14 protein-coding genes are annotated in these 21,009 nt (G+C 71.7%); 7 read left to right on the forward strand and 7 right to left on the reverse strand.

Features of this window, described 5'->3' with window-relative positions; translation table 11 throughout:
• Positions 1 to 192: 192 nt before the first annotated feature.
• Positions 193 to 1,053, reverse strand: a complete 861-nt coding sequence (gene panB / locus ACF088_RS32490) for a 3-methyl-2-oxobutanoate hydroxymethyltransferase (protein ID WP_392379464.1) — start codon at positions 1,051 to 1,053, stop codon at positions 193 to 195.
• A 239-nt stretch (positions 1,054 to 1,292) separates the two neighbouring features.
• Between panB and ACF088_RS32495 the strand changes: the two genes are divergently transcribed.
• The 5 genes from ACF088_RS32495 to ACF088_RS32515 all read left to right on the forward strand — a co-directional run bounded on the left by ACF088_RS32495 (position 1,293) and on the right by ACF088_RS32515 (position 6,383).
• Positions 1,293 to 2,912 (forward strand): MFS transporter, encoded by a 1,620-nt coding sequence (locus ACF088_RS32495; protein ID WP_392379465.1) that lies wholly within the window; start codon positions 1,293 to 1,295, stop codon positions 2,910 to 2,912.
• Positions 2,909 to 3,604: a TetR/AcrR family transcriptional regulator gene (locus tag ACF088_RS32500; protein ID WP_392379466.1), complete on the forward strand. Its 696-nt coding sequence runs from the start codon at positions 2,909 to 2,911 to the stop codon at positions 3,602 to 3,604. The genes ACF088_RS32495 and ACF088_RS32500 overlap by 4 nt, the downstream gene beginning before the upstream one ends.
• A 255-nt stretch (positions 3,605 to 3,859) precedes the next feature.
• Positions 3,860 to 4,864, forward strand: a complete 1,005-nt coding sequence (locus tag ACF088_RS32505) for an endonuclease/exonuclease/phosphatase family protein (protein ID WP_392379588.1) — start codon at positions 3,860 to 3,862, stop codon at positions 4,862 to 4,864.
• A 23-nt stretch (positions 4,865 to 4,887) separates the two neighbouring features.
• The gene (locus ACF088_RS32510) at positions 4,888 to 5,016 is read left to right on the forward strand and encodes a hypothetical protein (protein WP_392379467.1); all 129 of its coding nucleotides are present in this window, start codon (positions 4,888 to 4,890) and stop codon (positions 5,014 to 5,016) included.
• A 131-nt stretch (positions 5,017 to 5,147) separates the two neighbouring features.
• Complete coding sequence (locus ACF088_RS32515; protein WP_392379468.1) at positions 5,148 to 6,383, forward strand: MFS transporter; 1,236 nt, start codon at positions 5,148 to 5,150, stop codon at positions 6,381 to 6,383.
• A 98-nt stretch (positions 6,384 to 6,481) separates the two neighbouring features.
• Here the strand turns inward: ACF088_RS32515 and ACF088_RS32520 are convergent, their stop codons facing one another.
• From ACF088_RS32520 to ACF088_RS32530, 3 genes are all read right to left on the reverse strand, one after another.
• The gene (locus tag ACF088_RS32520; RefSeq protein WP_392379469.1) at positions 6,482 to 8,236 is read right to left on the reverse strand and encodes an NAD+ synthase; all 1,755 of its coding nucleotides are present in this window, start codon (positions 8,234 to 8,236) and stop codon (positions 6,482 to 6,484) included.
• Between the two features lie 764 nt (positions 8,237 to 9,000).
• A complete protein-coding gene (locus ACF088_RS32525; RefSeq protein WP_392379470.1) occupies positions 9,001 to 10,641 on the reverse strand; it encodes a multicopper oxidase family protein in 1,641 nt (546 codons plus the stop codon).
• Between the two features lie 115 nt (positions 10,642 to 10,756).
• Positions 10,757 to 11,191, reverse strand: a complete 435-nt coding sequence (locus ACF088_RS32530) for a hypothetical protein (RefSeq protein ID WP_392379471.1) — start codon at positions 11,189 to 11,191, stop codon at positions 10,757 to 10,759.
• An 814-nt stretch (positions 11,192 to 12,005) separates the two neighbouring features.
• On the opposite strand from ACF088_RS32530, the gene glnA reads away from it, so the two are divergent.
• Together glnA and ACF088_RS32540 are read left to right on the forward strand one after the other, a co-directional pair.
• On the forward strand, positions 12,006 to 13,367 hold the full coding sequence (gene glnA / locus ACF088_RS32535) for a type I glutamate--ammonia ligase (protein ID WP_392379472.1): 1,362 nt from the start codon (positions 12,006 to 12,008) through the stop codon (positions 13,365 to 13,367).
• A 28-nt stretch (positions 13,368 to 13,395) separates the two neighbouring features.
• Positions 13,396 to 16,419, forward strand: coding sequence for a bifunctional [glutamine synthetase] adenylyltransferase/[glutamine synthetase]-adenylyl-L-tyrosine phosphorylase (locus ACF088_RS32540; protein ID WP_392379473.1), 3,024 nt, complete (start codon positions 13,396 to 13,398; stop codon positions 16,417 to 16,419).
• Between the two features lie 705 nt (positions 16,420 to 17,124).
• Here the strand turns inward: ACF088_RS32540 and ACF088_RS32545 are convergent.
• The 3 genes from ACF088_RS32545 to ACF088_RS32555 form a co-directional block, all read right to left on the reverse strand.
• Complete coding sequence (locus tag ACF088_RS32545; protein ID WP_392379474.1) at positions 17,125 to 17,958, reverse strand: phosphatase PAP2 family protein; 834 nt, start codon at positions 17,956 to 17,958, stop codon at positions 17,125 to 17,127.
• Positions 17,959 to 18,087: 129 nt separating this feature from the next.
• On the reverse strand, positions 18,088 to 19,137 hold the full coding sequence (locus ACF088_RS32550) for a LacI family DNA-binding transcriptional regulator (RefSeq protein WP_392379475.1): 1,050 nt from the start codon (positions 19,135 to 19,137) through the stop codon (positions 18,088 to 18,090).
• Between the two features lie 24 nt (positions 19,138 to 19,161).
• Positions 19,162 to 20,835 (reverse strand): glycoside hydrolase family 13 protein, encoded by a 1,674-nt coding sequence (locus ACF088_RS32555; protein WP_392379476.1) that lies wholly within the window; start codon positions 20,833 to 20,835, stop codon positions 19,162 to 19,164.
• Between the last annotated feature and the right edge of the window lie 174 nt (positions 20,836 to 21,009).

A 21,009-nucleotide genomic window follows, 5' to 3' on the forward strand; every position in this document is an offset into this window, starting at 1 on the left:
CCGGAGGGGCAGGGGTGTGGGACGTAAAGCGAAGCAGTCCCACACCCCTGCCCCGGAGGCCCGTCACCGCACCCACAGCCCCGCGCAGCGGACCCCGCCCGCCGCAGGCGCAACGGCGAGCAGCCTCCACGGAGGGAAAGCCAAAAACGGGCCGAGGCAAAGCGCAGCGGACCGGCGGGGGCCGGAAACCGCTCAGTGAAAGGTGTGCGGCTCCGCCGGGAACGTTCCGCCGACGACGTCCTCGGCGAATGCCTTGGCCGCGCCGCCGAGCTGTGTCCGCAGGTCGAGGTACTGCTTGACGAACTTCGGGACCCGGCCGGCCGTCATTCCGGCCATGTCGGTCCACACCAGCACCTGGGCGTCGCAGTCCAGGCCCGCGCCGATGCCGACGGTCGGGATGTAGAGCGAACGGGTGACCTCGGCCGCCAGCTCGGCGGGTACGGCCTCCAGGACGACCGAGAACGCACCGGCGTCCTGCACCGCCTTGGCGTCCCGCAGCAGTTGCTGGGCGGCCTCCTCGCCGCGGCCCTGGACGGGGTAGCCGCCGTAGGCGTGGACCGACTGCGGGGTCAGCCCGACATGCGCCATCACCGGGATGCCGGACGAGACCAGCAGCTCCACCTGGTCGGCGGAGCGCTCGCCGCCCTCCAGCTTGACGGCGCCCACTCCCGCTTCCTTCACCATCCGGGTGGCGTTGCGCAGCGCCTGCACCGGGCCTTCCTGGTAGGAACCGAACGGCAGATCGGCGACGACGAGCGCGCGTTGGGTGCCCCGGACGACCGCCGCGGACAGCAGGGTGATCTCGTCCATGGTGACCGGCACGGTGGATTCGTAACCGAGGTGGCAGTTGCCCATCGAGTCACCGACGAGCAGAACGGGGATGCCGGCCTCGTCGAAGACGGAGGCGGTCATCGCGTCGTAGGCGGTGAGCATCGGCCACTTCTCGCCGCGCTCCTTGGCGGCGGCGATGTCCCGGACGGTGATCCGGCGCGACCCCGAGCCCCCGTACAGAGACTTGGCAACCGGCTTCTGGGCAGGCGAAAGCTGCGTCATGGTGACGGCTCCTGTTCGTCATCTCGAGGCACCCTGACGGTGTCCCCGGACTCCCCTCCATGCTGGCACGGCCCGCGTACAAAGGAAAAGGGGAACGGACGTGACCGCGCTCGCTTCGTCCGGGACGACGGCCCCCGCTCGCCCGGACGACCGCTCCCGCTCGCCCGGAAGAAGGGACCTGCCCGCGCGGCTTCCCGATACGGAACGGTGCCGTATCGGAACATCCCTAGGGTGCCGGCATGGCCTCCTCCTCCAGCACTCCGGGCGCACCGCCGGCCCGACAGATCCCGGAACCCGTCCACCGCCGCCGCTGGGCGATCCTGTCCACCCTCATGCTCAGCCTGCTGATCGTGGTGCTGGACAACTCGATCCTCAACGTCGCCATGAAGACGATCGCGACCCCGGCTCCGCTCGGTCTCGGCGCCACCCAGAGCGAGCTGGAGTGGGCGATCAACTCCTACACGCTGGTCTTCGCCGGTCTGCTGTTCACCGCGGGCCTGCTCGGCGACCGGCTGGGCCGCAAGAAGATGCTGCTCTTCGGCCTGGCCGTCTTCGGGGCCGGGTCGGTGCTCGCCGGGGTGTCCGGATCGCCGGCGGAGCTGGTCACCTTCCGCGCGCTGATGGGGCTGGGCGGCGCCTTCGTGATGCCGTCCACCCTGGCCATCCTGATGAACGTCTTCGAGCGGGACGAGCAGCCCAGGGCGATCGGCATCTGGGCCGGCGGGGTGGGGCTGGCCATCGCGGTCGGTCCGATCGCCGGCGGGCTTCTGCTCGACTACTTCTGGTGGGGTTCGGTCTTCATGATCAACGCCCCGGTCGTGGTGGTCTCGCTGATCGCCATGGTGATCCTGGTGCCCGACTCCAAGGACCCCGGTCCCGGCCGGCTGGACCCGTTCGGGGTGCTGCTGTCCGTCGTCGGACTCGTCCTGCTGGTCTACGGCATCATCAAGGGCGGTCAGCTCGCCGACTTCACCGACCCGCAGGTGGCCGGCGCGATCGCCGGCGGCCTGGTGGTGCTGATCGTTTTCGTGCTGCACCAGAAGCACAGCGACCACCCGTCCATCGACATCAGCTACTTCCGCAGCCCCGCCTTCTCGGCCGCCATCGCCGCCATCGCGCTGGTCTTCTTCGCGCTGATGGGTGTCGCGTTCTTCACCGTCTTCTACATCCAGAGCGTGCGCGGCTACACCCCGCTGCAGGCCGGGATGCTGTTCCTGCCGCTGGCCGCCGCCCAGACGGTCTTCGCACCACGGGCCCGGCTCGCCGTCGACCAGTACGGCGCCCGCGCGGTGTGCACCTTCAGCATGTTCGTGGTGGCCACCACCATGTCGGGCATGCTGCTGCTGGACACCGACACCCCGATCTGGGTCCTGGAGGCGCTGTTCTTCCTGCAGGGCGCAGGCATGGCGCACATCATGCCGCCGGCCACCGTCGCGGTCATGCAGGCGCTGCCCCGGGAGAAGGCCGGCTCCGGCTCGGCGCTCAACAACGTCTTCCGGCAGGTCGGCGGCACCCTCGGCGTCGCCGTCCTGGGCTCGCTGCTGTCGACGAGCTACCGCGACCGTATGCAGGACACGCTCGACCGGCTGCCGGGAGTACCGGCCGCCGCCCGGCATGCGGCCGGTGAATCCATCGAGGCGACCCACGGGCTCGCGGACCGGATGGGGCCGGCGGGCCGGCGGCTGACCGCCGTGGCCGACGATGCCTTCATCCACGCCATGCACATCACCGCGCTCGGCTCGGCCGCCGTCGCACTGCTGGGGCTCGTGGTGGCCGCGGCCTTCCTGCCGGGCAAAACGGCACCGGCGCCGCAGCCGACGGAGCCGCAGGAAGAGCGGAAGGCGGGCGTGGAGCGATGAGCCGGGCGGCGGCGGACTCCGGGGCGCCGGCCGGGGAGCGGCCGGGCCCGGCGGTCCCCGGGCGCCGCGGCCGGCCGCGCAGCGCCGCGGCCGACTCGGCCATCATCGAGGCCGTGCTGCACCTGATCGAGGACGGTGCCTCCATAGGTGAGCTGTCCATGGAGCGCATCGCCCGCGAGGCAGGCGTCGGCAAGGCCACGGTCTACCGCCGCTGGCCGGGGAAGAGCGCCCTGATGCTCGATGTCATGCGGTCCCTGGACGTTCCGGGCCCGCTCCTGGACGGCACCTCGGTACGCGACGACCTGGTCTCACTGCTGGAATTCCTGCGCCGCCGCGGCCTGGCCAAGCGCAGCTCCGCGCTGCTGCGCACCCTCGTCAGCCATGTCCGGGCGCAGCCCGAGCTGTGGGCGGAGTACCACGACACCGTCGTACGGGCCCGCCGCGAGGCGCTGCTCGGAGTGCTCCGGCGCGGGGTGGCGAACGGCGAGATCCGCACCGACCAGGACCTGGAGACCATCGCCGATCTCTTCGTCGGGCCGATGCTGGCCCGCGCCCTCCTCCACGAGTGGAAGGAACTGCCCGAGAACCTCCCGGCGGACATCGTCGACATGGTTCTGGAGGGCGTACGGCAGACGGCGCCGGATACGACGATGTCGGATACGACGACGGCGCCGGACACGGCGGCGGGCTGAACTCCGGGGCACAGCGGGGGCGTGGGTGCAGGGCCACCCCGCCGCGGAACTGCGTGCGCGGACGACCCCGTATGGCCGGAACATGCCCGTTCTGTCACAGCCGTTGTCAGGAGCCCCGGCGCCGGAACCCCGACCCGCCACCGTGCCGTCCTCACTTCTAAGAAAGCGCATTACGGAGCATCGCCTAGGGTCGGAGACCACAGGTGAGGCGCGGCGGAGCAACGCAGTGAGGACAGCTACATGGCGCAGGCATACATGACGGAGCCGGGACAGGGGCACAACCCCGGGCAGGCCGGTTCCCGGGCCGAACGCCTGCGGAACTGGTGGCGCCCCGAGGGTATGTGGCGGCGCGGCATCGTGCTCGCGGTGCTCGCGGTCCTGACCGGCCTGCTGATGATGCTGCACTCCCAGATCCCCAACACCGTGGGGAACCTGGGCAGTCTGCTGGAGACCTTCCTGCCGTGGCTGGGGATGTGCATCCCGCTGCTGCTCGTCGCCGCGGTGCTGCGCCGCTCGGCGACCGCGCTGGTGGCGCTGGTGCTGCCGGTCTTCGCTTGGGTGAGTCTCTTCGGCGGGCAGATCACCGACAAGGCCGGCAACGGCGGCAACCTCACGGTCGCCACCCACAACGTCAACGCCGACAACCCCGACCCGGCGGCCACCGCCAGGGACATCGTGGCCTCCGACGCCGATGTGGTGGCCCTGGAAGAGCTGACCGGCGAGGCCCTGCCCGCCTACCGGAAGGGGCTGGCGAAGGCGTATCCGTACCACACGGTCGAGGGCACCGTCGGACTGTGGAGCAAGCGCCCGCTGTCCGAGACGAAGCCGGTGGACATCAAGATGGGCTGGACCCGGGCGCTGCGGGCCACCGTCACCGCCGCCGACGGCCAGAAGTTCGCCGTCTATGTCGCGCATCTGCCGTCGGTACGCGTCAAGGTCGCGGCGGGCTTCACCGCCAACCAGCGCGACGGCAGCGCCGCGGCGCTCGGCGAGGCCATCGCCGCCGACCCGGAGAAGAAGGTCATGCTGCTCGGCGATCTCAACGGCACCATGAACGACCGCTCGCTGGCCCCGGTCACCTCCCAGATGCGCTCCGCCCAGGGCGCGGCGGGCGACGGCTTCGGCTTCAGCTGGCCGGCCGCGTTCCCGCTGGCCCGGATCGACCAGATCATGATGAAGGGGATGGACCCGGTCAAGGCCTGGGTGATGCCCGAGACCGGCAGCGACCACCTTCCGGTCGCGGCGACGGTGAAGATCTGACCGGCGCTGACGCACTGCCGAGGGTGATCCGGGGCGCACTGCCGGCGGCGATCCGGGACGGGCTGCCGCCGGTGATCCGGGACCGGCAGCCGAGGGCGATCCGGGACCGGCTGCCGGGGGCGATCCCGGACGGGCTGCCGGCGGTGATCTGACGCGGGTTCGTTACGCCCCGTTCCCCCGCCGGAATACTGCGCCTGAGAGACTTTGTTCCGTAGGAGAACTTACGTACTTACGGTCCGTGCGCTGCGTGCCCGCCCGCACGCAAAACCCTGGAAGGTCTTTCATGCCCTTGGCTCTGCTCGCGCTTGCGATCTCGGCCTTCGGTATCGGCACCACGGAATTCGTGATGATGGGCCTGCTGCCCGACGTCGCGGACGATCTGGGCACCTCCGTGCCCACCGCCGGCTACCTCGTCTCCGCCTATGCCCTCGGCGTCGTCATCGGCGCCCCGCTCCTGACCGCTCTCGGCTCCCGTATCCCGCGCAAGCGGATGCTGGTCTGCCTGATGGCGGTCTTCACCGTCGGCAACCTCGCCTCCGCCCTGGCTCCCACCTTCGGTCTGCTGATCGCCGGCCGGCTGCTGGCCGGGCTCCCGCACGGTGCGTTCTTCGGCGTCGGCGCGGTGGTCGCCGCCCGGCTGGTACGCGAGGGCCGCCAGGCCCGTGCGGTCGCCACGATGTTCCTCGGCCTGACCGTCGCCAACATCATCGGCGTCCCCGCCGCGACCCTGCTGGGCCAGCAGTTCGGCTGGCGCGCCACCTTCCTCGTCGTGGCCGCCATCGGGCTGGCCGCCATGGCCGCCCTGGCCCGGCTGATCCCCCCGCTGCCGGCCGAGGAGCGCTCCGGCCTGGGCAGCGAACTGCGGGCGCTGGGCAACCGCCAGGTGCTGCTCGGCCTGCTCACCACCGTCTTCGGGTTCGCCGGGATCTTCGCCGTCTACAGCTACCTCGCGTCGATGATGACCGAGGTCACCGGCTTCGCCGCGGGCTCGGTGCCGCTGGTCCTCGCCCTCTTCGGTATCGGGATGACCCTCGGCGCGCTCGCTGCGGGCCCGCTCACCGACCGGGCCCTGCGCCCGACCCTCTACGGCTCGCTGGCCGCGCTGGCTCTCGTCCTGACGGCCTTCCACTTCACCGCCCAGGTGAAGTGGGCGGCGCTGGTGACGGTCGTCCTCATCGGCGCGGTCGGCTTCCTGACCACCACGCCCCTGCAGATGCTGGTCATGAACAAGGCCCAGCAGGCCCCGACCCTGGCCGCCGCCTCCAACCAGTCCGCCTTCAACCTCGCCAACGCCGGAGGTGCCTGGGTCGGCGGCCTGGCCCTGGCGGCAGGCTGGGGCTGGACCTCCCCGACCCTGGTCGGCGCGGTGCTGGCCGCCCTGGGCCTGGCCGTCGCCGTCGTGGCCGGTCTCCTGGACCGCGGTGCCCACGACTCCTCCCGGATCGTGGCCCGCAGCGGCGAGACGGCGGCCGGGCCGACCACGGGCGCGCAGGTCACGACCGGGGACCACCTCGGCTGACCACCTCGGCTGACCACCTCGGCTGACCACCCAACGCAGGGCCCGCCGGCCGGGCAGGCCCCGGGAAGGAAGCCGACGCCTCGTCAGCTCGCTTCCCGTCAGCTCCCTTCCCGCCAGTGGTTGGTGATCGGCAGCCGGCGGTCCTTGCCGAAGCCCTTCGCGGAGATCTTGGGGCCGGGCGGGTACTGGCGGCGCTTGTACTCGGCGTGGTCGACCATCCGCAGGACGCGCGTCACCAGCGCCTCGTCGAAGCCCCGGGCGACGATGTCCTCCCGGCCGCGGTCGTGGTCGACATAGAGCTCCAGGATGCGGTCCAGGACGTCGTAGTCGGGCAGCGAGTCGGTGTCGACCTGGCCGGGGCGCAGCTCGGCGCTCGGGGGCTTGGTGAGGGTGTTCTCCGGGATCGGCGGGATCCGGCCGCGGTCGGCGGCGGCCTGGTTGCGCCAGCGGGCCAGCCGGTAGACGACCGACTTGTAGACATCCTTGATCGGGCCGTAACCGCCCACCGAGTCGCCGTAGAGGGTCGAATAGCCGCAGGCCAGCTCGGACTTGTTGCCGGGGGCGAGGACCAGGTGGCCCTCCTGGTTGGAGAGGGCCATCAAGGTGGTGCCCCGCAGCCGCGACTGCAGATTCTCCTCGGCCAGCCCGGTCAGCGGCAGCGCCGCCATGTAGGCGTCGAACATCGGGCCGATCGGCACCGTACGGAATGCCAGGCCCGTACGGCGGGCGAGTTCGGCGGCGTCGGTGAGGGAGTGCTCCGACGAATAGCGGGAGGGCATCGCCACGGCATGGACGTGGTCGGCCCCCAGGGCGTCGCAGGCGAGCGTGGCGACCAGCGCCGAGTCGATTCCGCCGGAGAGGCCGAGCACCACGCTGCCGAAGCCGTTCTTGGCGACATAGGCGCGCAGGCCGACGACCAGTGCGGTGTAGATCTCCTCCAGGTCCGTGAGGCGTTCGGCCACACCGCCGGGGGTCTCGGGCGGGTAGGGCGCCAGCGGCTGGGGCGACAGGACGCGGTGGTCGACGCGCAGCCCGTCGTCCAGCACACCCGAAGGGGGCACCGGCGCCGCGGCGGGCAGCTCCAGGTCGACCAGCACACAGCCCTCCGCGAACTGTGGCGCCCGCGCGATCACGGTGCCGTCCTTGTCGACGACGATCGAGTCGCCGTCGAAGACCAGCTCGTCCTGCCCGCCGATCATCGCCAGATAGGCGGTGGTGCAGCCGGCCTCCTGGGCCCGCTTGCGGACCAGCTCCAGCCGGGTGTCGTCCTTGTCCCGCTCGTACGGCGAGGCGTTGACCGACACCAGGAGCCCGGCGCCCGCGCTGCGCGTCGCCGGCACCCGTCCGCCGTCCTGCCACAGGTCCTCGCAGATGGCGAGCGCGACATCCACCCCGTGCACCCGCACCACGGGCAGGGTGTCGCCGGGGACGAAGTAGCGGAACTCGTCGAAGACGCCGTAGTTGGGAAGGTGGTGCTTGGCGAAAGTCAGCGCGACCTCGCCCCGGTACAGCACGGCGGCGGCGTTCTGCGGGGCGCCCGCGGGCCGGCCGTAGCGCGGCCCGGCCTGCGCACCCCGGTCCAGATAGCCGACGATCACCGGCAGGTCGCCCAGGCCCTGCGACGCCAGCCGGCCGGCCAGCGTCCGCAGTGCGTCGCGGCTCGCCTCGACGAACGAGGCGCGCAGCGCGAGGTCCTCGACGGGATAGCCGGTCAGCGCCATCTCGGGGAAGGCGACGAGGTGCGCGCCCTGGTCGGCGGCGTGCCGGGTCCAGCGCAGGATCGTCTCGGCGTTCCGGTCGAGATCGCCGACGCAGGTATCGATCTGGTTGAGGGCGAGACGGAGTTGAGGCACTCCGCCAGTGTAATCGTCTTTCTGACGCAATGGTTCTTTCGGCTGTTCCTTTCTGTCTCACGGAGCCTGTGGTTCAGTCTCAGCGACATGTGGCGCATGAGGCAGTTGGGCTGACGGGAGTGCACCGTGGCCCCGGGAGGGATCACGGTGGAGCTCGCCTTCGTACGGTCGGGGTTGCTGGGCCGGTACCTGGACGGTGAGGCGGTCTCGGCCGAGGAGGTGGCCGCGCTGCTGAAGCGGCGGGGACTGCTGGATGGAATGCCGGTGTTCCTGGACGACGAGACGATGATGCGCTGCCCGCCCTGTCCGAGTGGGGCCGGTACCTGTCCACGGGACTGCTCAGCAGAACCCGCTTTCCTCCGGATCGGCCGCCACCCCGTAGCCCGCGCTGGTAACAGACGCCGACCCGTCCCGGCGCAAGCGGGTGGTGCCAAGGCCGACGAGGCGCACGCACTCCGCTTCGTGGGCGGCCATCCGCCCGCGTCGCCGTGCAGGCCGCTTGCGGCGCATACGTCCAGGTGGGCAGTACGTGGTGGTCTTGCCCTCGGGACCCTGCTGAAAGAACAGCTGCATCGGATGATCGGTCAGAAGCGGCCTAAACGGGGAGGTCTCATGAGACATGCCGAGCGCGCAGAAGACGAGGGGGCGGAGGCGTGCCGGCCTGCTTCGGGGGTGTGGAGGCGTGCCGACGGTGCTTCCGGGGGACGGGCGGCCCGGCGGGAGGCCCCCCGGGCCGCCTGCCGCCTGCCGCCCGCCCCGGGCCGCTACTTCTTGCGGTAGCCGATGATCGTCATCATCCCGGACTCCGAGTGGTAGATGTTGTGGCAGTGGACCATCCACAGACCGGGGTTGTCGGCGTGGAAATCGACGTCCACCCTGCGGCCGGGCAGCAGGATCGTGGTGTCCTTGCGGGGCCCGCCATGGGGCAGCGTGAAGGTGTGGCCGTGCAGATGCATCGGGTGCCACATCCTGGTGTGGTTGCGGAAGATGATCCGGACCCGCTCGCCGGCCTCGACGGGATACCGCTGGGAGGGCGTGTACGGGCTCGCGTTGATCGCCCAGTCGTACTTCTCCATGGTCCCGGTGAGGGTCATTTCGAGGGTGCGATCGGGTCGGCGCGACACGGACCGTACCGACTCGGCGGCCGTGAGCCGGTCCGCCGTCATGATCCTGCCGTACAGGCTCTTGGGCCGGGCGGACGGGCCGGGTGCCTCGCCGCTCCCGGTGCGCAGCAGGCCCAGCGCGGAGCGCCCCTTGCCCTCGGCGAGCACGGTGAGCGGGAAGACGCCGTCCCCGGCCGTGACCAGGACGTCATAGCGCTCGGCCATCCCGATGAGCAGCGCATCGGTCTCGGCGTGCTCGACGGGGAGGCCGTCGGTGTGCGTCACGGTCATCCGGTGGTCGCCGAGCGCGACGCGGTAGGCGGTCTCGCTGCCCGCGTTGATGAAGCGGATCCGGATGCGGTCGCCGGGCCTGGCGCGGAAGGTCCGCGGGTCACGGAAGGTGCGGCCGTTGACGAGGTGGTAGGGGTGGTCGACGTCCCCCGCGTCGTGGCCGAGCAGCCTGCTCCGGGCGCCCTTGAGGATCCGCGACGGGCCGTCGGAGGGGACGACCGCTCCGCCCATGGCGTGGGCGCCGCGACCGCTGTCGCGGGCGTGGCCCATCTCCGTCTCGCCATGGCTCATGGGCCCGCGGTCCACGCCCCCGTGCAACTGCTTGAGCACCGCTTCGGGTGTGCTGCCGTCCACCCCGTCGACCCAGTCGTCCAGCAGGACGATCCACTCCTCGTCGTAGGAGAGCGCCTCCCTGGGGTCGTCGACGATCAGCGGCGCATACAGCCCGCGGTCCAACTGGAGACCGGAGTGCGGATGCACCCAGTGGGTGCCGGGGGTGGTGACCGCGAAGTGGTAGTCGAACGTGCCGCCGGGCTTGACCGACCGCTGGGTCACCCCGGGTACGCCGTCCATGTCGTTGCGCACCGTCAGCCCGTGCCAGTGCAGCGTCGTGGACTGCGGCAGGTGGTTGGTGAGGGCCAGCGCGATCCGGTCGCCCGCGGTGACGCGCATGATCTTGCCGGGCAGCTCATCGCCGTACGCCCAGGTCTCGACGGTACGGCCGCCCAGGTCGAACCGGCTGATACCGGCGGTCAGCGCGAAGCGGCGTACGGGGCCCGCACCCCGCCTGCGCTCGGCGTCGGCGACCTCCGGGCCGTCGGGGGTCACATAGCCGGACGGGGGGTGGCCGTCCGGACCGGTGGAAGGGGCCGTGCCGTTCATGCCGTTCATGCCGTCCATACCGGAGTGCGCGCCGGGGCCGGTCTTGCCGGTGGCGCAGGCGGACAGCAGACCGCTGCCGGCGACGGCGAGACCTGCGCCGAGCAGGGTGCGGCGGGAGTGCGTACGCATGGGGAGAAACACCTCGAGACGATGTCGGTGGTGATCTGGGCGGGGTGAGGGCACTGCCGCGGGCTCCGGTGGGCGTCGGCGGCGGGGCGCGCTCCTGCACGCGCAGCACCGACAGTCAGGCGAGGAGTGTGGGGCGCGGCGGCCCGGATATCGGCCACCGGCCGCGCAGCGGACCGGTGCCCGCGGCCGTGCGCAGGCCGGACTGTCGGCGCCCGGCCGGTGCGCCGACGCCGGGGGCGACCGGCAGGGCGAGCGCCCGCACCGAGAGGACGGCACGGCGGACGCTGCCGGGGACCGTGACGCCGCCTGCTTCGTGCCCGCTGCGTCCGCGGTGCCCGCTGTGCCCGCTGCGTCCGCGGTGCCCGCTGCGTCCGCGGTGCCCGCTGTGCCCGCTGCGTCCGCGGTACCCGCCGTGCCCGCGGTACCCGCCGTGCCCGCAGTATCCGGTCACCGGGTGCCCGGACGCCTGCACGGTGGCGACGCCGGCGAGCAGCGGGGTGAACAGCAGCAAACGGCCGCACCACGCGGCGGTCTTGCCCTGTTCCTGCATCGCGGACCTCTCGACGGACGGCGAACCGGCGGACGCGGGAGGAGGTCCGCTTGACGCAATCTACCCCCGAGGGGTATGGGTCTCGTGGTGGCCCGCCGAGCGGAGTGCCATTGCGCCGTCCGGCGGGTGATCGGGGCCCTCCCGCCCCGGTCGCTTGCGGTGCCCCGCGCCGGTATCACCGCTCGGATTTCCCCACCCGCCTTACTCTTGGCACTCCACGCCACTCGCGCGCCCGGGGGAGCCCAGATGGCAGCCCGGAAAGATCAGAGAAGATCCGGGAAGACCCGGGCGGACCCGGGCGGACCCGGGCGGACCCGGCCGCGCCCGTGTCCAGGGGAACGCCGGCTGCGCAGGATGTGCCTGGGGCCGCAATGAACCGCCCGCGGGGCAGCGCGCCGAGCGGCTGCGCCGCTTCCCGGTCCGGCAGCACGGGACGGCTCGGCAGTAGCAGTAGCAGTAGCAGTAGCAGCAGCCGCTGGCCGGTGAAGGTGATCCGGTGATCCGGCGATCCGGCGATCCGGGCCGTTCAGGCTCCGGGATACGCAGGAAGGGCAGGGAACGGACCCTTCAACACCGGGTAAATGGCCGCTCAGGCCCGCTTCAAGACTCCGCCAAGCCCCCCGTTTGCCCCCGTCCGCTGCGCTGAGCCCGCTCGCCGCGGGAAGGATGCGGAGTGAGGGTTACGGGACGGCGGTTCTGATTCAGGCCAAGGGTGCGTAATGTGACGGTAACCCCCTCACGTGATACTGGTGTGCCACGTCGCGTGATCCGGCGCGTGTGGACAGGCCGATTGACCTGCAAGGATTGGTGACCCATGGACAAGCAGCAGGAGTTTGTGCTCCGAACGCTCGAGGAGCGCGACATCCGCTTCGTACGGCTGTGGTTCACCGATGTTCTCGGATTCCTCAAGTCCGTGGCGGTGGCTCCCGCGGAGCTGGAGCAGGCCTTCGACGAGGGCATCGGCTTCGACGGCTCGGCCATCGAGGGGTTTGCCCGGGTGTACGAGTCCGACATGATCGCCAAGCCGGACCCGGGCACCTTCCAGATCCTGCCCTGGCGCGCCGAGGCCCCCGGCACCGCCCGGATGTTCTGCGACATCCTGATGCCGGACGGCTCCCCCTCCTACGCCGACCCGCGCTATGTCCTCAAGCGCATCCTGGCCAAGACCTCCGACCTCGGGTTCACCTTCTACACCCACCCGGAGATCGAGTTCTTCCTGCTCAAGGACAAGCCCGTGGACGGCCAGCGGCCGACCCCCGGCGACTCCTCGGGCTACTTCGACCACACCCCGCAGAACGTCGGCATGGACTTCCGCCGGCAGGCGATCACGATGCTGGAGTCGATGGGCATCTCGGTGGAGTTCAGCCACCACGAGGGCGCCCCCGGCCAGCAGGAGATCGACCTGCGCTACGCCGACGCCCTCTCGACCGCCGACAACATCATGACGTTCCGGCTGGTCATGAAGCAGGTGGCCCTGGAGCAGGGCGTCCAGGCCACGTTCATGCCCAAGCCGTTCTCGGAGTACCCGGGCTCGGGCATGCACACCCACCTCTCCCTCTTCGAGGGCGACCGCAACGCCTTCCACGAGTCCGGCTCGGAGTACCAACTCTCCAAGGTCGGGCGCTCGTTCATCGCCGGTCTGCTGCGGCACGCGGGGGAGATCTCCGCCGTCACCAACCAGTGGGTCAACTCCTACAAGCGCATCTGGGGCGGCGCCAACCGCACCGCGGGCGCCGGGGGCGAGGCCCCCTCGTACATCTGCTGGGGCCACAACAACCGCTCCGCACTCATCCGCGTCCCGATGTACAAGCCCGGCAAGATGGGCTCCACGCGGGTCGAGGTCCGCTCCATCGACTCCGGCGCCAACCCCTATCTGACCTACGCGGTGCTGCTCGCGGCCGGTCTCAAGGGCATCGAGGAGGGCTACGAGCTGCCGGCCGGCGCCGACGACGACGTCTGGGCGCTGTCCGACTCCGAGCGCCGGGCGATGGGCATCGCGCCGCTGCCGCAGAACCTCGGCGAGGCCATCGAACTGATGGAGCGCAGCGAACTGGTCGCCGAGACCCTCGGCGAGCACGTCTTCGACTTCTTCCTGCGCAACAAGAAGCAGGAGTGGGAGGAGTACCGCTCCGAGGTCACCGCCTTCGAGCTGCGCAAGATGCTGCCCGTGCTCTGAGCCACCGCGCCACCGAGAGGCTGCACCCATGGCACTTCCCGCTCCGCAGGGCCGGCGGAGCAGCACCTTCGCCCGGCTGCTGAGACACGGTTTCACCGACCCCTCGGCGGCCGGGCAGCTGCTCGACGTGCCCGAACTCGCCTCCGTACGCGATGACTCGGTGTTGCTCGAAGCGCTGGGCGCCACCGCCGACCCGGACCTGGCGCTGCACAGCCTGGTCCGGCTGGTGGAGGCACAGGAACCGGACGAGCAGCAGGCGCTGCTGAGCACGATCGTCGCGGCGAAACCGCTGCGCGACCGGCTGCTGGGGGTGCTGGGCGCCTCCGAGGCGCTCGCCGACCATCTCGTCCGGCACCCGCACGACTGGCAGTCGCTGGTCACCTACGAGTCGGTCGATCTGCACCCCACCACCCCCGAGTTCGAGCTGGCGCTCGCCGAGGGGATCTGGGCCGGACAGAACGCCGAACGCCCGCGCGCCGATGCGCTGCGCACCGCCTACCGCCGCTCCCTGCTGGGCATCGCGGCCCGCGATGTGTGCGGCACGACCGATGTCGCCGAGGCCGCCGCCGAGCTGGCGGACCTGGCCACCGCCACGGTACGGGCCGCCCTGGAGATCAGCTACGAGGAGGCGCCCGGGGACGCCGCGGTGTGCCGGCTGGCGGTGATCGGCATGGGCAAATGCGGCGGCCGTGAGCTGAACTACGTCTCGGACGTCGATGTCATCTTCGTCGCCGAGGCCAAGGAGGGCGTGGACGAGGCCCAGGCGATGCAGGCCGCGACCCGGCTCGCCGCCCGCATGATGCGCCTGTGCTCGGACAACACCGTCGAGGGCACGATCTGGCCGGTGGACGCCAATCTGCGCCCCGAGGGCCGCAACGGACCGCTGGTGCGCACCCTCTCCAGCCATCTCGCCTACTACCAGCGCTGGGCCAAGACCTGGGAGTTCCAGGCGCTGCTCAAGGCCCGCCCGATGGCCGGTGACCTGCAGCTGGGCCAGGAGTACGTGGACGCGCTGGCGCCGATGGTGTGGGAGGTCGCCGAGCGGGAGAACTTCGTCGGCGATGTGCGCCAGATGCGCCGCCGGGTCGTCGAGAACATCCCCGCGGCCCAGGTCGAGCGGGAGCTCAAGCTCGGCCCCGGCGGCCTGCGCGATGTCGAATTCGCCGTCCAGCTCCTGCAGTTGGTGCACGGCCGCAGCGATGCCACGCTGCGCAGCGCCACCACCCTGGACGCCCTGGCGGCGCTGGCGGCCGGCGGCTACGTCGGACGCCAGGATGCCGCGGCCCTGGACGCCGCCTACCGCTTCCTGCGCACGCTGGAGCACCGCATCCAGCTCTTCCGGATGCGGCGTACCCACCTGATGCCCGAGGACGAGGCCGCACAGCGGCGCCTGGCGCGCTCGTTGGGCCTGCGGACCGAACCGGTCGACACCCTCCGCAAGGAGTGGAAGTGGCACGCCCGGGAAGTGCGCCGGCTGCACGAGAAGCTCTTCTACCGTCCGCTGCTCGATGCCGTCGCCACCCTGGAGCCCGGCGAGACCCGGCTCTCCGCCCGGGCCGCCGGCCACCGCCTCGAAGCGCTCGGCTACGCCGACCCGGTGGCCGCGCTGCGGCATCTGGAGGCGCTGGCGTCCGGCGTGACCCGCAAGGCCGCCATCCAGCGGACGCTGCTGCCGGTGCTGCTGGCCTGGTTCGCGGACTCCGCCGACCCGGACGCCGGACTGCTCAACTTCCGCAAGGTCTCCGACGCGCTCGGCAAGACGCCCTGGTATCTGCGGCTGCTGCGCGACGAGGGCGCGGCCGCCGAGAACCTCGCCCGGGTGCTGTCCGCCGGCCGGCTCGCCCCCGATCTGCTGCTGCGCGCCCCCGAGGCGGTCGCGCTGCTCGGTGCCCCCGACGGGCTGCAGCCGCGCAGCCGGGCCGCGCTGGAGCAGGAGGTGCTGGCCGCGGTCGGCCGCGCGGAGGGCGCGGAGGCGGCGGTCGCGGCGGCCCGCGGAGTGCGCCGCAGAGAGCTGTTCCGGACGGCCGCCGCGGACGTCATCGGCGCGTACGGCACGGAGTTCAGCCCGGCGGACAACGATCACGGCCACTCCGTCGACGCGGTCGGCTCCGCGGTCTCCGACCTCAACGCCGCCACCCTCGCCGGCGCCCTGCGCGCCGCGGTCCGCCAGCAGTGGGGCGATACCCTGCCCACCCGCTTCACGGTGATCGGCATGGGCCGGTTCGGCGGCCGTGAGCTGAGCTACGGCTCGGACGCCGATGTCCTGTTCGTCCACGAACCGCGCGAGGGCGCCGACGAACAGGAGGCCGCCAAGGCCGCCCACGCCGTCGCCAACGAGATGCGCCGGCTGCTCGAACTCCCCTCCTCCGACCCGCCGTTGCCCATCGACGCGGACCTGCGCCCGGAGGGCAGGTCCGGGCCGCTGGTGCGCACGCTCGCCTCGTACGCCGCCTACTACCGGCGCTGGTCGCTGGTGTGGGAGTCGCAGGCCCTGCTGCGCGCCGAACCGGTCGCGGGCGACGCGGAGCTGGGGGAGCGGTTCATCGAGCTGATCGACCCGCTGCGCTATCCGGCCGAGGGCCTCGGCGACGACGCGGTCCGTGAGATCCGCAAGCTCAAGGCCCGGATGGAGGCCGAGCGGCTGCCCCGCGGCGCCGACCCCACCACCCACGCCAAGCTCGGCCGCGGCGGCCTCAGCGACGTGGAGTGGACGGTGCAACTGCTGCAGATGCAGCACGGCTGGGAGGTCCCCGGCCTGCGCACCACCCGTACCCGCGAGGCACTGGCCGCCGCGCACTCCGCCGGTCTGATCGGCACCGAGGACGCCCAGACCCTCGACGAGGCATGGGTGCTGGCGGCGCGGGTGCGCAACGCCGTGATGGTGGTGCGCGGCCGCCCCGGCGACACCTTCCCGGTCGACGGCCGGGAAGTGGCGGCGGTGGGCCGCTACCTCGGCTACGAGGAGGGCCACATCGGCGAGATGATCGACGACTACCGCCGGGTTACGCGGCGGGCGCGGGGCGTCGTGGAACAGCTCTTTTACGGGGCGTAGCCCATGGGCTACGCCCCGGCGGGCGTTTTCGGCCTTCCCGCCGTGTTTTCGTCTCGCCGTTGCTCCCCCACTGCCTAAGGGGCGTGGGAGGTACCCCCAGCGGCGGGCGGGGTCCGCTGCGCGGGGCTGTGGGTGCGGTGACGGGCCTCCGGGGCCGGTGTGTGGGACTGCTTCGCTTTACGTCCCACACACCGGCCCCTCCGGCCCGTCCCCTCCCGTGAGTGGATAAGTGAACGTGGGTGGGGGCAGGCCACGGTCACGGCCGTGCGGGCTCTTCCTGGCCGTTCCGGAGTGACCCATTTCCCCGTGCCGACGAGGCGCACCTGACCACCCACGTCCACCCCCACCAGCCTTTTCCACCACCCCCAACGGGAGGTGACGGGCCGGAGCGGGTGGGTGTCCGGACGTAAAGCGAAGCAGTCCGGACACCCACCCGCGCAGGCCCGTCACCGCACCCCGACAGCCCCGCGCAGCGGCAACGCCCCGCGCAGCGGCAACGCCCCGCGCAGCGGCAACGCCCCGCGCAGCGGACCCGCCCCGCGCAGCGGACCCCGCCCGCCGCCAGGCGCAACGGCGAGCAGCCCCCACGGCGGGCCAGCCAAAAACGTGGGCCAGAGGCAAAGCGCAGCGGACCCGCAGCGGACCCGCAGCGGGCGACAAACGGCGAGGAACAACCACGGCGGGAAAGCCGAAAGCGTGGGAGGCCTAAGCCACCGCAACCCGTGTCAGCCGGTGCGGCAGCGTCCCGTACCAGACACACGCCAGCCCGAACCCGAAGGCGAGGCACACCACTCCGCCCATCGCGTCCAGCCAGAAGTGGTTGGCGGTGGAGACGATGACCAGCAGGGTCGTGGCGGGGTAGAGCAGTCCGAGGGCCTTGGCCCACAGGGGTTTGGCGAGCAGGGCGATGGTGATGCCGCACCACAGGGACCAGCCGATGTGCATCGACGGCATCGCGGCGTACTGGTTGGACATCGAGGCGAGGTTGCCGGACGCCATCGAGCCCCAGGTCCCGTGGTGGACGAGGGTGTCGACGAAGCCGCCGTCCGGCATCAGCCGGGGTGGCGCCAACGGGTAGAAGTAGTAGCCGATCAGGGCGACGCCGGTGGTGGCGAAGAGCGCCAGCCGGGCGGCGGCGTAGCGGCCGGGGTGCCAGCGGTAGAGCCAGACCAGCACCCCGATCGTCACGATGAAGTGCAGCGTCGCGTAGTAGTAGTTCATCGTGACGATCAGCCAAGTCACGGAGTTCACCGCGTGATTGACGGTGTGTTCGACGGCGATACCGAGGGAGTGCTCCGCCTGCCAGATCCAGTCGGCGTTCCTCAGGGCCTTGGCCTTCTGCTCGGGCACCGCGTTGCGGATCACCGAGTACGTCCAGTAACCGACCCCGATCAGCAGGATTTCGAACCAGAGCCGGGGGGTGCGAGGAGCACGCAGACGGGCCATCCGCCTCTCGGCCACCGGGTGGTCCGCGCGTTCCCCCTTGGGCGGCGGGGTGGTCGGCAGGCCGTCCAAAGTCCTCGTATTCGCTTCACCCATAGGCAGACAGTCTGCCAGAAAGGGGCGTACCGGCGATCATCCTTCGGTCGGGTATTCGAAGCGGCATATCGGTCTCAAGAGGGACGCCGGACCCCGGTACTTCTGGGGGAAGCAGCCCTCAGGGAGCCCTCAGGTAGCCCGCAGCGGCTTCGGGATCCCGGCCGGCTTCGGGGCCGAGGCGGTCGATCCGCGCACCACCAGCTCGGGGTGGAAGACGAACTCGCTGTGCGGGGCCGGGGTGCCGCCGATCTCCTCCAGCAGCGCGCGCACGGCCGCCTGCCCCATGGCCGTGACCGGCTGCCGGATCGTGGTCAGCGGCGGGTCGGTGAAGGCGATGAGCGGGGAGTCGTCGAAGCCGACCACGGAGATCTCGCGCGGGACGTCGAGCCCGCGCTGCCGGGCCGCCCGGATCGCACCGAGCGCCATCATGTCGCTGGCGCAGACGAGGGCCGTGGCGCCCCGCTCGATCAGCGCGCTCGCCGCGGCCTGGCCGCCCTCCAGTGTGTAGAGGGAGTGCTGGATGAACCGCTCCGCCTCGGCCGGGCCGGTCTGCAGCCGCTCCTGCAGGGCGCGCACAAAGCCCTCGATCTTGCGCTGCACGGGCACGAAGCGCTTGGGGCCGAGCGCCAGCCCGATCCGCCGGTGGCCGAGCGCGCTGAGGTGGGTGACGGCCAGGTCCACCGCGGCCCGGTCGTCGGGGGAGACGAAGGGCGCCTGCACCTTGTCGGAGAAGCCGTTGATGAGGACGAACGGCACGCCCTGGCCGCGCAGCTGTTCATAGCGCTGCATATCGGCGGAGGTGTCGGCGTGCAGCCCGGAGACGAAGATGATGCCGGCCACCCCGCGGTCCACCAGCATCTCGGTCAGCTCGTCCTCCGTGGAGCCGCCCGGCGTCTGCGTCGCAAGGACCGGCGTATAGCCCTGGCGGGTCAGCGCCTGCCCGATGACCTGCGCAAAGGCCGGGAAGATCGGGTTCTCCAGCTCCGGCGTGATCAGTCCGACCAGCCCCGCGCTGCGCTGCCGCAGCCGCACCGGGCGCTCGTAGCCCAGCACGTCGAGGGCGGCGAGCACGGACTGGCGGGTGGTGGCGGAGACCCCGGGCTTCCCGTTGAGAACCCGGCTGACGGTGGCCTCGCTGACACCCGCCTGTGCTGCGATATCGGAGAGCCGGGCGGTCATGGGTGGGACTGTACCGGTCTGCTGTCAGATTGCCCACCAGGTGCAGCTGTCACCGGGGAGGTGGGCGGCGGCGCCGTCGACGGGCACCGGGGCGCTGGAGAGCAGCGGTGTTCCGGGGGTGGGGAGTTCGATGTCGTGCCCCAGAGTGTTGACGGTGCACAGCACGCCGGGGCGGGTGAAGGCGAGCACCCCGTCGGGGGCGGGCGCCCAGCTCATCGTGCCGTCGCCGAGCCCGGGCAGCCGGCGCCGCAGATCGAGGGCGGTGCGGTAGAGCTCCAGGGTGGAGGCGGGGTCGCCGGTCTGGGCCGCGACGGTGAGCGGCGCCCAGTCGGCGGGCTGCGGCAGCCAGCTGCCGCCGGGCCCGAAGCCGTACGGCGGCGCCTCGCCGGACCAGGGCAGCGGCACCCGGCAGCCGTCGCGGAAGCCGTCCTGGCCGCTGGTGGAGGCGACGCCGTCCGGGGCGGACTCGGTGTCGGTGCCGGGGCCCGCCGCGCCGGTGGCCCGGCCGCCGCGGAAGAACGCCGGGTCCTGGCGGACCTCGTCGGGCAGGTCGGTGACCTCGGGCAGGCCCAGTTCCTCGCCTTGGTAGAGGTAGGCGGAGCCGGGCAGTGCCAGCATCAGGAGGGTGGCGGCGCGGGCGCGGGCGAGGCTGCCGCCGAGGCGGGTGGTGTGGCGTACGACGTCGTGGTTGGACAGCACCCAGGTGGTGGGGGCGCCGACCGAGGCGGTGGCGGCGAGCGAGGCGTCGATCACCGAGCGCAGCGCGTCGGTCTGCCACGGGGCGTTCAGGAACTGGAAGTTGAAGGCCTGGTGGAGTTCGTCGGGGCGTACGTACAGGGCGAGGCGTTCCGCGGTGGGCGCCCAGGCCTCGGCGACGCCGATCACCTGCCTGCCGTGGGCGTCGCCGTAGCCGTCCAGCAGCCGCCGCCAGGCGCGGTGGATGGCGTGCACGCCGTCCTGGTCGAAGAACGGCAGCACCTGGCTGCCGATCAGCTGGGCCTGGGCGCCGTGGCCGATGTCCGGCAGACCGGGTGCCTTGATCATGCCGTGGGCGACATCGACCCGGAAGCCGTCCACCCCGAGGTCGAGCCAGAAGCGCATGATGGCCTCGAATTCGGCGTGCACCTCCGGGTTGTCCCAGTTCAGATCGGGCTGCTCGGGGGCGAAGAGGTGCAGGTACCAGTCGCCCCGGTCGGTGCGGGTCCAGGCCGGGCCGCCGAAGATGGACTCCCAGTCGTTGGGCGGGAGTTCGCCGCCCTCGCCCTTGCCGGGGCGGAAGAGGTAGCGCTGCCGGGCGAGCTCCGGGTCCGTGAACCACGGGTGCCGGTCGGAGGTGTGGTTGGGGACGATGTCGACGATCACCCGCAGGCCCAGGTCGTGGGCGTCGCGCAGGAGTTCGCCGGCGTCCTGGAGGGTGCCGAAGAGCGGGTCGACGGCGCGGTAGTCGGCGACGTCGTAGCCGCCGTCGGCCTGGGGTGAGGCGTAGAAGGGGGTGAGCCAGACGGCGTCCACCCCCAGGTCCCTGAGGTACGGCAGCCGTTCGCGGGCCCCGCGCAGATCACCGATGCCGTCGCCGTCGCTGTCGGCGAAGGAGCGGACGTACACCTGGTAGATGACGGCGTCGCGCCACCATCCCGGACCTCGGCCCGGTCCGGGGGCCTGGGGGGCGGGGCTGGGGGAAGTGAGCTCCTGGGTCATCTGCCGTCCCTGTCGAGGTCAAGAGGCGTCGGTGCCTTCAAGGAATCAACGCCCGGGCGGGCGCGGGGTGACGGTGCCGGGAGCGCCCGGAGGGTCCCCTTCCAGCCATCTCGTTGCACTTCGTTCCCGCAGTCTTGCAGAAATTTGCCGCAAGGTCTTTCGGTTTGTTTTCCG

The sequence above is a fragment of the Streptomyces sp. NPDC015125 genome (assembly GCF_043080045.1).
In the GTDB taxonomy this organism is placed as follows: domain Bacteria; phylum Actinomycetota; class Actinomycetes; order Streptomycetales; family Streptomycetaceae; genus Streptomyces.

Bases quoted from the DNA above. Each gene is read 5' to 3' on its own strand.
- panB (WP_392379464.1), bottom strand. From the start codon at position 1,053: ATGACGCAGCTTTCGCCTGCCCAGAAGCCGGTTGCCAAGTCTCTGTAC.
- ACF088_RS32495 (WP_392379465.1), top strand. From the start codon at position 1,293: ATGGCCTCCTCCTCCAGCACTCCGGGCGCACCGCCGGCCCGACAGATC.
- ACF088_RS32500 (WP_392379466.1), top strand. From the start codon at position 2,909: ATGAGCCGGGCGGCGGCGGACTCCGGGGCGCCGGCCGGGGAGCGGCCG.
- ACF088_RS32505 (WP_392379588.1), top strand. From the start codon at position 3,860: ATGACGGAGCCGGGACAGGGGCACAACCCCGGGCAGGCCGGTTCCCGG.
- ACF088_RS32515 (WP_392379468.1), top strand. From the start codon at position 5,148: ATGCCCTTGGCTCTGCTCGCGCTTGCGATCTCGGCCTTCGGTATCGGC.
- ACF088_RS32525 (WP_392379470.1), bottom strand. From the start codon at position 10,641: ATGCGTACGCACTCCCGCCGCACCCTGCTCGGCGCAGGTCTCGCCGTC.
- ACF088_RS32530 (WP_392379471.1), bottom strand. From the start codon at position 11,191: ATGCAGGAACAGGGCAAGACCGCCGCGTGGTGCGGCCGTTTGCTGCTG.
- glnA (WP_392379472.1), top strand. From the start codon at position 12,006: ATGGACAAGCAGCAGGAGTTTGTGCTCCGAACGCTCGAGGAGCGCGAC.
- ACF088_RS32540 (WP_392379473.1), top strand. From the start codon at position 13,396: ATGGCACTTCCCGCTCCGCAGGGCCGGCGGAGCAGCACCTTCGCCCGG.
- ACF088_RS32545 (WP_392379474.1), bottom strand. From the start codon at position 17,958: ATGGGTGAAGCGAATACGAGGACTTTGGACGGCCTGCCGACCACCCCG.
- ACF088_RS32550 (WP_392379475.1), bottom strand. From the start codon at position 19,137: ATGACCGCCCGGCTCTCCGATATCGCAGCACAGGCGGGTGTCAGCGAG.
- ACF088_RS32555 (WP_392379476.1), bottom strand. From the start codon at position 20,835: ATGACCCAGGAGCTCACTTCCCCCAGCCCCGCCCCCCAGGCCCCCGGA.